Origin of the sequence: Buchnera aphidicola (Panaphis juglandis), from assembly GCF_964059065.1 — a bacterium.
In the GTDB taxonomy this organism is placed as follows: Bacteria; Pseudomonadota; Gammaproteobacteria; order Enterobacterales; family Enterobacteriaceae; genus Buchnera_L; species Buchnera_L aphidicola_AM.
In genome coordinates this window covers 48,602-60,601 of record NZ_OZ060378.1, presented here as the reverse complement: position 1 = coordinate 60,601, position 12,000 = coordinate 48,602, and the positions used below count along the sequence as shown (strand labels likewise).

The 12,000-nt window shown below is 22.6% G+C and carries 11 protein-coding genes and 2 tRNA genes; 8 read left to right on the top strand and 5 right to left on the bottom strand.

What is annotated here, in order from left to right:
* Window position 1: 1 nt before the first annotated feature.
* Window positions 2-988, bottom strand: a complete 987-nt coding sequence (locus AB4W46_RS00285) for a FliG C-terminal domain-containing protein (protein WP_367678555.1) — start codon at window positions 986-988, stop codon at window positions 2-4.
* Window positions 985-2,484 (bottom strand): hypothetical protein, encoded by a 1,500-nt coding sequence (locus tag AB4W46_RS00280; protein ID WP_367678554.1) that lies wholly within the window; start codon window positions 2,482-2,484, stop codon window positions 985-987. The genes AB4W46_RS00285 and AB4W46_RS00280 overlap by 4 nt, the downstream gene beginning before the upstream one ends.
* Window positions 2,485-2,659: 175 nt before the next feature.
* On the opposite strand from AB4W46_RS00280, the gene AB4W46_RS00275 reads away from it, so the two are divergent.
* Window positions 2,660-2,941: a hypothetical protein gene (locus AB4W46_RS00275; RefSeq protein ID WP_367678553.1), complete on the top strand. Its 282-nt coding sequence runs from the start codon at window positions 2,660-2,662 to the stop codon at window positions 2,939-2,941.
* A 23-nt stretch (window positions 2,942-2,964) separates the two neighbouring features.
* Here the strand turns inward: AB4W46_RS00275 and gltX are convergent, their stop codons facing one another.
* Window positions 2,965-4,374 (bottom strand): glutamate--tRNA ligase, encoded by a 1,410-nt coding sequence (gltX, locus tag AB4W46_RS00270; protein ID WP_367678552.1) that lies wholly within the window; start codon window positions 4,372-4,374, stop codon window positions 2,965-2,967.
* A 137-nt stretch (window positions 4,375-4,511) separates the two neighbouring features.
* On the opposite strand from gltX, the gene AB4W46_RS00265 reads away from it, so the two are divergent.
* A tRNA-Val gene (locus tag AB4W46_RS00265) sits at window positions 4,512-4,584 on the top strand.
* A 12-nt stretch (window positions 4,585-4,596) separates the two neighbouring features.
* Window positions 4,597-4,669: transfer RNA gene (locus AB4W46_RS00260), tRNA-Lys, on the top strand.
* 9 nt (window positions 4,670-4,678) lie between these two features.
* On the opposite strand, the gene ligA is transcribed toward AB4W46_RS00260, so the two are convergent.
* On the bottom strand, window positions 4,679-6,706 hold the full coding sequence (ligA, locus tag AB4W46_RS00255; RefSeq protein WP_367678551.1) for an NAD-dependent DNA ligase LigA: 2,028 nt from the start codon (window positions 6,704-6,706) through the stop codon (window positions 4,679-4,681).
* Window positions 6,707-7,069: 363 nt separating this feature from the next.
* Here ligA and AB4W46_RS00250 point away from each other — a divergent pair, with 363 nt between their 5' ends.
* The 4 genes from AB4W46_RS00250 to ribB all read left to right on the top strand — a co-directional run bounded on the left by AB4W46_RS00250 (window position 7,070) and on the right by ribB (window position 10,597).
* Window positions 7,070-7,327: an HPr family phosphocarrier protein gene (locus tag AB4W46_RS00250; RefSeq protein WP_367678550.1), complete on the top strand. Its 258-nt coding sequence runs from the start codon at window positions 7,070-7,072 to the stop codon at window positions 7,325-7,327.
* A 160-nt stretch (window positions 7,328-7,487) separates the two neighbouring features.
* Window positions 7,488-9,206 carry a phosphoenolpyruvate-protein phosphotransferase PtsI gene (gene ptsI / locus AB4W46_RS00245; RefSeq protein WP_367678549.1) on the top strand — a complete coding sequence of 573 codons (1,719 nt, stop codon included), beginning with the start codon at window positions 7,488-7,490 and terminating at the stop codon, window positions 9,204-9,206.
* A gap of 39 nt (window positions 9,207-9,245) precedes the next feature.
* Window positions 9,246-9,746, top strand: coding sequence for a PTS glucose transporter subunit IIA (crr, locus tag AB4W46_RS00240; RefSeq protein WP_367678548.1), 501 nt, complete (start codon window positions 9,246-9,248; stop codon window positions 9,744-9,746).
* 206 nt (window positions 9,747-9,952) lie between these two features.
* On the top strand, window positions 9,953-10,597 hold the full coding sequence (gene ribB / locus AB4W46_RS00235) for a 3,4-dihydroxy-2-butanone-4-phosphate synthase (RefSeq protein WP_367678547.1): 645 nt from the start codon (window positions 9,953-9,955) through the stop codon (window positions 10,595-10,597).
* Here ribB and tsaD read toward each other — a convergent pair.
* Window positions 10,566-11,609: a tRNA (adenosine(37)-N6)-threonylcarbamoyltransferase complex transferase subunit TsaD gene (tsaD, locus tag AB4W46_RS00230; RefSeq protein ID WP_367678546.1), complete on the bottom strand. Its 1,044-nt coding sequence runs from the start codon at window positions 11,607-11,609 to the stop codon at window positions 10,566-10,568. The two genes, ribB and tsaD, sit on opposite strands and share 32 nt — an antisense overlap.
* A gap of 106 nt (window positions 11,610-11,715) precedes the next feature.
* Between tsaD and rpsU the strand changes: the two genes are divergently transcribed.
* Window positions 11,716-11,931, top strand: a complete 216-nt coding sequence (gene rpsU / locus AB4W46_RS00225) for a 30S ribosomal protein S21 (protein WP_367678545.1) — start codon at window positions 11,716-11,718, stop codon at window positions 11,929-11,931.
* Window positions 11,932-12,000: the final 69 nt, after the last annotated feature.

Genomic DNA, 12,000 nt, shown 5'->3' with positions numbered 1-12,000 from the left:
TTTATGAATCTACATTAATCATAGAAATTTTTTTTTTTTTTAATAATTTTCTGATTTTCGTAACAATAATATTTTGAGAATTAAAAATTACATCATTAGAAATGTATCGATCTTTATCAAATTCTAATTGTTTCATCATGTCTTCTAAATACGATACATTTTTAAAAAACTTCCTCTTAACAGTATCATCTGCTTTATATAAAGCAATCATTAAATGATTTCGATCAATATTTTTTACAATTGTAAGAATACTAATATCAGTTAAATATATAACATTTTGAAAAGAAAATATTTTATATAATATTTTATATCTAATATTTTTATTATATCGATAAATTTTATCAACAGTATTCATATTACGATTTTTATCAAGATAATTAATGATATTCAATACTCTTTTAGTATTAATATTTTGATAATATGATTCATATTGATTTAATAGTAATAAATCGATAATTTTAATAAAATCATTAATTCTTGATGGTTTTAAACCGGAAAAATTTGAAATTAAACAAATTATTTCAGACTGATTTTCATTACTGAAATAAGAAATAATTTCTGCAGTATGATGATGATCTAAAAAAAACAATATTGTTGAAATAATATTCAAATTTTCATTTTTTAATAAACGATAAATTAACTTACTAGAAATATCATTTAATTGATGTATTTTTTCAAAAAATAATTTTTTTTTAATGAAATTTTCTAAATATAATTTTTCATTACTTTTTTGATAAACATTTGAAATTAAATTTTTTATATAATTTTTGCTATCTAAATTAATATCATTAACATTTTTATGATATAGTTCTATAAAATGATGATATAAATTATTTACATCTTGTTCTGTTACAATTTGAATTTCAAGAATTGCATCTAACAAATGCTGTTTTTCAATTTCACTAAAAAATTTAAATATTTTTAATGATTGTTCTGAGCCAATCAAAATTAATAAAATTGCACTTTTAAATATACCATTTAAAATCATTTGGTTTCATTTATCCAATTTTTAATAATTTTTGAAACTAATCGTGGATTTTTTTTAACTATTTCTAATATATTTTTTACTAATAATTTATAATTTTTACTAGATGAGATATTTTTTGTAACTTTTGATGAATAATTTTTAATTTTTTTATGAAAATCATTATCAAAATTATTTTTTAAATAATCACTTTCATTATGATTCTTTTTTTTTATAATACTATAATTTTTTAATATATAATACAATAAAAATAAAAATATAACAAATATAATAATATAAAAAACAAAAAAATTATGAATATGAAATAAAACAGTACGAAAAATTCGATTTTTATTAATCAAGTAATTATTCTTAATAAATTGATAATTAATAATTTTAATATTATCAAAATTACAATTAGAATAATCTAAAACATTTGATACTAAACGTTTAATTTCATTAATTTTTAATGAATTTAAAGGTACAGATTGACCACTAGCATCTTTTATATAATTTATTAATATAATAACAGATATGCATCTTTTTAAACGTGTTTTTTTAAAAACATGATTAATATTATTATTAAATAACATGGATGATAAGAGACATTTTATATTTTCAAAAACATTTTTTTTATCTCTATAAGTATTATTAAATAAAGAAGAATTTAATAATAATGTATTATGATTACATTGATCTCCATGATTCATAAATATTTGAATACGAAAATCATCCGATTTAAAAATTGTTTCTAATAAAACTTGAATACGATGAAAGCAATCATTTTTTAAAATTTGATCATCATCATAATATTTTTCATAAGTATTTATATTTTTTGATTTACAAAAAAAAGTTAAATCATTACCATAATCATCCAATATTATTACATCTTTTGATTTTAAATTCGGAACACTAGAAGCTACAAAATTTTTAATAGATTCAAAATTTTTCATGCTGTAAGAATAATGATGATTTAAACTTAAAATAACGGATGCAGAAGATATACAATCATTTTTTAAAATATCTGATGATTGAGAAAAAGCAATATTAACCTTAGCATTTTTAATAAAACTAATTTTTTGTATTGATTGTTCTAATTCACCTTCTAAAGCTCTTTGATAATTGATTTTAGCAGTAAAAGAACTCATACCAAATTGAGAATTATCTAATAATTCAAAACCTAATTTACGAGGTTTAGGTAAACCCTCGGATAATAGCATTAAATTCACTATCTTTAAAAAACGTTGGGGGATCAATAAATCACCAGAGTAAAAACTATAATGATATGGAATTTTCATTTTTATTAAATTTTTTATAATCATGCTACTATCTTCACCAATTAAATGATTACAAACCAACTGATATTTTTCTTGACTTGGAAAAAGAAAGAAGACACATATTAAAAAAAAAGAAAAAATCAAAAAAATAAATACAAAATTTGATTTATCAAAAATTGAAATTTTATTATGATTATTTTTAAAACTTTTGGTATTATTAAAATCTAAGGTATTAACATTCATAATAAGTACTCAACTTAAAAAGGTATTTGAAATCTATTTCAAAATATTATATAATAAACCTGTATATAAAAACACATTATATAATCAATACATTTATATTTAAAAAATCAAAAAAATATCATTAATATGATGCATTAATAATAATTATAAAAATTCAAATCAAATGGAAAATATAATGATTAATCACATAGAAAATATATCTTTAAACCAAATGGAACAAAATAAAAAAATAACACATTCAGAAAATCAACAAACAAACTTTTTAAATTGCATTAATGATATTGAAAACAAATGCTCAACAATAAATGATAAAAACCCAAAAAATATTAAAAATGATGATTCAAAAGATGATGAAAACATGGATTCTGAATCATCAAATATTTTTATTAAAATATTCCATCAGATTCAAGATAAAATATCTGAAGCATACCATGATATCCTAAATATAAGAATATAATAAAATATACATTAAAAATTATATTATTTAAAATAATATAATATTCTTTTTATTCTAATTAAAGATTTTTTTTTACCTAATAGAGACATAATAACATTTAAACTTGGTGAAGCATGCAATCCAGTAATTGCAATACGTAAAGGAACACATATATTTTTCAATGGTACATTAAATTTATCAGAAACATGTTTCAATATCATCCATATCTTTTTATCTGTCCAATTTTCTAAAAAATATAAATGATTGTATATCATATTAAAAATAATACTAGATTTTTTAAATATGTATTTTTTTATTAAACCTTCATATTCATTATTAATATCTTGAAAAAGATAAATAGAAGATAAAGCAATATCTTTCATAGTATTACATCTGCTTTTAAAAATATTAATTATTTTCAATATTTTTTCATTATCACTATCATTATAATGAATATGAAGGTTTTTTAACTGTTTTTTAAAAGAATAAACTAAATAATCATCCACAGGTAATGTATTTAGATAATAATGGTTGAACCATAACAACTTATCTAAATTAAATTCACTAGAAGATTTACTTACCCTATCCAAAGAAAATAATTTTTTCATTTCTAAAATACTAAAAATTTCTTTATCTCCATAAGACCAACCTAATTTAATTAAATAATTTAATATCGCTTCTTTCAAAAATCCATTATTTTTATATTCTAAAATACTTAAATCATTTTTTCTTTTTGATAAATTAAGTTTATTGTTATTAACAATCATTGAAACATGAGCATAATATGGAATAAAAGAATTTAAAGATTTAAAAATATTGATTTGTCTTGGAGTATTATTAATATGATCCTCACCACGAATAACATGGCTAATATTCATTTCAATATCATCTATCACAACACAAAAATTATAAGTTGGCATACCATTTGCACGCTGAATAACTAAATCATCTAATTCAGAATTACGAAATGAAATTTTTCCCCTGATACAATCATTAAATGTCACTTCTCCAGATATTTTATTTTTAAATCTTACAACATAACTATGATTAACATGTTTAGATAAAACCTTATGATCACGACACTTACGATCATAACATGGTTTTTCTCCTTTTAAAATTTGTTTTAATCTTATCTTTTTTAATCGTTCAACAGAACAATAACATCTGTATGCATAACCTAAATCTAACATTTCATTAATTTTTTCTTTATATAATTTTATTCTATCACTCTGCAAATAAGGACCCTCATCCCAAGAAATTCCCAACCATTGTAAAGTTTTTGTAATATTTTTTATAAAAACTAAGTTTGATCGAGAAATATCTGTATCTTCAATACGTAAAACAAAAGAACCATGATGACGTTTTGCAAAAAGCCAAGAATATAACGCAGTTCTTATACTTCCGATATGTAAACAACCAGTTGAACTTGGAGCAAATCTTGTTTTAACTTTCATATGAAAATCTCCCTAAAATATATAAATATTTTCAATATTCTAAAATAATTGAATATATTTATTAAATAAAATAATTATTATAAATATATTGACTAGTTTTTTTGGATCATTATAATAATATAATAGTTTGAATGATTGGGTGATTAGCTCAGTTGGTAGAGCGCCTCCTTTACACGGAGGATGTCGGCGGTTCAAATCCGTCATTACCCACATCAATAATTTGGGTCGTTAGCTCAGTTGGTAGAGCAGTTGACTTTTAATCAATTGGTCGCAGGTTCGAATCCCGCACGACCCAAAATATACCTTAAGATAATTTTTTAAAATATAATTTATAAAAATCAGACTCTGAAATAATTTTTATTTTTAATTTTGAAGCCTGAACAACCTTCTTACCTGGTTTACTCCCAATAATAATAAAATCAACGCTACTGGAAACATTTTTTTTAAAAAAACCTCCAGAATTATTTATTTTTTTTATAATTTCTGTCCTAGAAAAATTTTTAAATTTACCAGTTACAGCTACTTTTTTACCCATAAAATAACTTTTTAAATATTTTTTTTTTACTTTCGTATCACTAAAAAATTTAATGTTTCCTTGATTAATTAATACTTTAATATGATTAATATTTTTCATATTTTGAAAAAAATAAAAAACACTTTTTGCAATTGACAATCCAATATTTTTAATTTTTATAAAATCTTTTAAGGAGGTAAAAAATAAATTTTCTAAACAACCAAAATATTTTGAAAGTAGTAAAGATGCCTCTATACCAACTTCTGGAATACCTAAAGCATATAGAAAACGATATAATGTCGTTAATTTAGATTTTTGAATTGAAGAAATAATGTTGTTTGCAGAAGTTTTACCAAAAAACTTTAATTTTGATAATTGTAAAAAATCGAGTTTTAAACAATCTAAAATATCACGAATACATTTATAATCAATTAATTTTTTTATAACACCAATATTGAAACCCTTGGCATATAAACCATTTTTTGAAAAAAAATGTTGTATTATTCTTATTTTTTGATCTTTACAATTAATACCAGCAAGACACTGTACAATTGAAGTATTATTATTAATATTTAATAAAGAACGACATGATGGACAATATTTTGGAAAAATAACTCTATTAGAATCATATAATCGATCTTCGACAATAACAGAATGTATTTTAGGTATCACATCACCTACTCTACTAATCATTACTGAATCATTTAAAAAAATATCTAATTTTTTTATTTCATTAATATTATATAAAGAAGCTTTTTTAACTATTACACCAGATAATAATACGGGTTTAAGATGTGCTACTGGAGTAATTATACCAGTACGACCCACATGATACTCAATGCTTAATAATTTTGTTTTTATATGTTTCGAAAAAAACTTAAATGCAATAGACCATCTAGGAAATTTATTAGTCAAACCAAGTTTTTTCTGTAAAAATAAATCATCAACCTTAATTACAACACCATCAAAATTAAAAGATAAAAAATCTCGTACATGATTCATTAAATAATAAAATCGTAGTATTTTATTCAATTTTGTAGATAATAATACATATTGGCTCGTCTGAAAACCTAAAGAAGATAAAAAATTTATTTGAACAGAATGAGATGAAAAAAATTGAAAATCAGAAATAACATGACACCCATAACCATAAAAAAACAACTTTCTTTTTTTAGAAATTAAAATATTATGATTTCTCAAAGATCCAGAAGCAGCATTTCGTGTATTAGAAAAAGTTTGTTGATGATTCTCCAATAAACTAGAGTTCAAACATTCAAAATCTTTCTTTAACATACAAACTTCGCCTCTTATTTCCAATAAATCTGGAATATTCAAACCATGAAGCACTATCGGAATATTTTTAATCATATAAACATTCATAGTGACATCTTCTCCAAATACTCCATCACCTCTTGTTAACGCTCGAATTAATTTTCCTTTTTGATAAAGTAAGCTTAAAGCTAAACCATCAAACTTCAATTCACAAAAAAAACGAACGTGTTTTAAATTCGAAAATTTATATTGAATACTTTTATGAAAATTAATATATCCATTAACATCAAATGTATTTTTTAAAGATAGCATTGGAATAAAATGACGATGTAGTTTAAAGTTATTAAAAGTATTACGTTTAAATAACGGTTTATTATAAAATTCATCACACAAAACAGGATGTTTATTTTTAATAATATTATATTTTTTTAATAAAAAATCATATTCTTCATCAGAAATAACTGGTGTATCTAACTCATGATACAAGTAATCATGATATTGAATTAATTGTTCAAGATATAAAAAGTTTTTTTTAATATTTTTCATAAAATAAATATCAATATTGTATATTATAAAAATACTATATGTTAATAAAATAACATCAAATTCATGTTATATATTACTTTATCGTAGATATTAAATATATAAATAAAATTGATAATATTTTTAATTTCGTTTTAAAAACATCACAAATTTTAAAAAATAATCAAAAAAGTACAATTGATAATTATTACTAATACCATATTTTTAATAATCATTGTAACAATATAAAAATATTATTACTACATGATATTAAATATTAATATAATATCTAGTATATTAATTAGATTTAAAAAATATAAACAAATAGAAATCAAAATCTATAAATTATATATTTAACACCTTCATACCCAACATGAGCATACTAATATGTTTCAAAAAAAAATTATTATTACTACAAAAAACGGTTTACATACTAGACCAGCAGCGCAATTTGTTAAAGAAGCACAAAATTTTATTTCAGACATTAATGTTACATCCAATGGTCAATCTGAAAATGCAAAAAGTTTATTTAAACTACAAACTTTAGAATTAACACAGAACACATGTTTAACAATTTCTGCAAACGGAATAGATGAAAAAAAAGCAGTAGAACACCTTGTAAAATTTTTAAAAAATATTAAATAATCAAATATTTAATATAAATCACTATCATTTATTTCTTTAAATAGAAATATCTCTGAAAAATTAAGATAATTTTATTAACAAATATACTTGCCTGACACCAGAAATATATCTTAAATTACAATAAATGATATTCTTATATTAAAAAATTAAAGGTCATATTATGATTTCAGGCATTTTAGCTTCACCAGGAATGGCTTTTGGAAAAATATTATTATTAAATTCAGAAAACATTTCTATCAATCAGAAAAAAATTTACCAATACAATATTCCATCTGAAATAAACAAATTTATAAAAGCTAAAGAAAAAACCATAAAACAAATACAAAAAATACAAAAAAATTCTAAAAAAAAATTTAAAAAAAACGAAGAAAATATATTTATTGGTCATATCATGATTTTAGAAGATTCGGAATTTGAAAAAGAAATCATATTCGATATTACAAATAACTTAAATAGTGCAGCTTATGCCATAGAATTTATTTTATCAAAACAAATAAAAAAAATTCAAAACATAAAAAATGAATATTTAAAAAACCGAGCTATCGATATACATGATATTAAAAATAGACTTTTAAAAAATATACTAAATATTAATACTATTAACCTAAAAAATATAACAGAAAAAGTCATACTAGTTGCACATGATTTAACACCATCTGAAACTGCTCAAATGAATTTTAAATATATATTAGGTTTTATTACAAACATGGGTGGTTCAACAGCACATACATCAATCATGGCAAGATCATTAGAAATACCAGCAATTGTTGGAACAGGAAACATCACAAAAAAAGTTAAAAATGGAGATTTCATTATACTTGATGGTATAAAAAATCAAATTGTAATAAATCCTACACAATGTAAAATTGATGATTTTCAAAAAACAAAAAATATTTACTTAAAAAATCAAAAACAGCTCAAAAAACTAAAACATTTGCCAGCAATCACAATCGATAAACATAAAATTGAAATCAGTGCAAACGTTAGTAATACTCATGATATATTGAATGCAAAGAAATATAAAGCAGAATCTATCGGATTATATCGTACTGAATTATTATTCATGCAACGAACAGAATTACCTTCTGAAGAAGAGCAATTTCAGGAATACAAAAAAGCTGCTCTTATGATGAGTAATAAAAGTGTTATCATTAGAACAATGGATATTGGAGGTGATAAAGAAATTCCATACATGAATTTTCCTAAAGAAGAAAACCCTTTTTTAGGATGGAGAGCAATCAGAATCAGCTTAGATAAGAAAGAGATTTTTCAAACGCAAATTACAGCAATTCTAAGAGCTTCTGCGTTTGGAAAATTAAAAATTCTATTTCCAATGATTATTTCAATAGAAGAGATTCAAAAACTTAAAAACGAAATAAAAAAAATAAAATATGAACTAAAAAAAAAAAAAATATCATTTGATCAAGATATCAAAATTGGAATCATGATTGAAACACCTTCTTCTGCTATTATTGCTCATCATTTAATACAAGAAGTAGATTTTTTTAGCATTGGAACAAATGATTTAACACAATACACACTAGCGGTAGATCGTGGAAATAAACTTATCGCTCATTTATATAACCCAATACATCCATCAGTTTTACAATTAATGAAACAAGTAGTAGATGCATCACATGAATACAATAAATGGACAGGAATATGTGGGGAACTTGCAAGTAATGAAACAGTAACAGTACTATTAATTGGTATGGGATTAGATGAACTTAGCATGAATCCATCATTCATTCCTAAAATTAAAAATATTATTCGAAAAACAAACTTATATGATGCACAAATATTATCAAAATTAATTTTAAAGCAAAATACTACAAAAAAAATCATAACTTTATTAAATGAATTTAATTCATCAATATAACATGAAACAAGAAGTAAAAATCAAAATTCGGAATACAACATGAATTTATTTTCTAAATTTTTTAAAAAAAAAGAAAAAACACCAAAAATTACTGAAATTATTTCTCCAATTTCTGGAACAATCGTGGATATCGAATCTGTTCCTGATGAAGTGTTTTCAAAAAAAATTATTGGAGATGGTGTAGCAATTCAACCATCAGGGGGGAAAATAGTTGCTCCTGTTTCTGGTATAATTGGTAAAATATTTAAAACAATGCATGCATTTTCTATTGTAACAGAAAATAATATAGAAATATTTGTACATTTTGGAATTGATACAATTCTATTAAAAGGTAAAGGTTTTAAACAATACGCAAAAGAAAAACAAAAAGTTAAAATCGGAGATGTAATACTTAAATATGATTTAAAATTTTTAGAAAAAAAAACAAAGTCTCTATTAACACCCATTGTAATCTCAAACATGAAACATATTAAAAAACTCACAAAATATTCTGGTAAAGTTTTTTCTGGAAAAACAAAAATTATGAGTATCATCAAATAATTTCATACATTTAAAACGGTACATGTAAATTTAGTGCCGTTTTATAAAATAATAAAAAATATTAATAAAATCTTATATTTTATATAAAAATAAAAATTATATGATTGAATTAAACAATACATATTGTACAATATTAAATAAAAAAATAAAAAAATAAAAATTAAAATACATAGAAATAAATCTTATATAATTCCATGAAGGATTTTATGAAACCATATTTATTATCTGAATTTGAAAACTTTGAGAATAGAATAAAAAAAGCGATTCATGCAATAAAATCAAAAAAAGGAATAATTATTATAGATAATAAAAATCGTGAAAATGAAGGTGATTTAGTATTTTCTGCAGAACACATGACAATAGAACAAATGGCACTAACTATTCGTAATGGTAGTGGAATCGTGTGTTTATGTATCACTGAAAAAAAAAGACAGCAATTAAAATTACCAATGATGGTAAAAAAAAATACTAGCAAATATCAAACTGGATTTACAATTAGTATTGAAGCAGCTTCAGGAATATCAACAGGTGTATCAGCAAAAGACCGATTAAAAACAATAAAAATTGCTTCTAAAAATCACGTAAAAGAATCTGATTTGAATAAACCCGGTCATATTTTCCCATTGTGCGCTCATTCAGGTGGTGTATTATCAAGACCAGGTCACACAGAAGCATCTATTGAAATCATGAATTTAGCAAAATTAAAACCAATAAGTGTGATTTGTGAGTTAACTAATGAAGATGGAAGCATGTCAAAAATAAATGATATCATAAACTTTTCTAAATCATATGATATGCCTATATTAAAAATCGATGATATTATAAAATATCTGACACATTATAAAAATTAGAATATGTTTTTTTTATATCTAAAATTGACCACTTTGGATTTACAAAAATATTATTTGTTATTGGCCAACCCCTTTTAAGATATAACATACCAACGTATGCAATCATTGCTGCATTATCAGTACAAAATTCAGATCGTGAAAAATATAGTTTTTTATTATATTTTTTTAACATATTTTTTAATTTAAAAATTAATTTTTGATTTGAACTTACACCACCAGCAACTACTAATTTGTTATATCCCGTTAATTTTAATGCCTGAAATGACTTATATGATAATACATCAAATACCGAATCTTCAAAACCAAAAGCAATATCATGTAAAATATTTTTATCATTGAAATGTTTATGAATTAAATTCATTGTAAATGTTTTTAATCCAGAAAAACTAAAGTCTAAATTCATATGATATTTCATCGGTTTTGGAAAATTTAAATTTCTTAATTTTCCAATTTTAGCAAATTGTGATAATAAAGCTCCTCCTGGATATCCTAAATTTAATTTCTGAGCAACTTTATCAAAAACTTCACCCACAGCATCATCTAAAGTTTCTCCTAAAATTTTATAATCACCAAATGAACAAACATCAATTAATTGTGTATGTTTTCCTGATACCAACAATGCTACAAAAGGAAATTGAGGCTTACGTTTTTCTAGCATTACAGAAAGTAAATGACCTTCCATATGATGGATTGGAATAGAAGGAATATTGCATGAATAAGCCAAGGAACAACTTACTGCAGCTCCAACTAAAATTGAACCAGATAAACCTGGACCTCCAGTGTATGCTATTCCATCAATACTACTTAAAATATTTTCTTTTTGTAAAATAGATTTAATTAATGGAGCTACTTGATGTACATATTCTCTTGCAGCTAATTCTGGAACTACACCACCATATTTATAATGTATATTGGACTGATGAAATAATTTATTTATTAATAATCCTAAGTCACTGTCATAAATAGCAACTCCAGTGTCATCAAAAGATGTTTCAATTCCTAAAATACGCATAAAAAATCCATAGGTTTATTTTTTATTTTTTAATCTTGAAAATATAATTATATAATACATATAATAAGTATCAAGATCATTAAATAAAATAAAAGGGAAATGAATCATGCCAATAATTATAATTAAAGATCACGAACCATTTGATGTTGCATTACGAAGATTTAAAAGAGCATGTGAAAAAGCAGGAATACTTTCTGAGATTAGAAGACGAGAATTTTATGAAAAACCAACTACAAAAAGAAAACGAGCCAAAGCATCAGCTGTAAAAAGATTAATTAAAAAATTATCCAGAGAAAACGCTCGACGTACAAGAATGTATTAAAAAACATAAAAAGTATTCTTAACACATACAGACCGTCATGAAAATTTTATCACGGTCGTTTCTATTTAT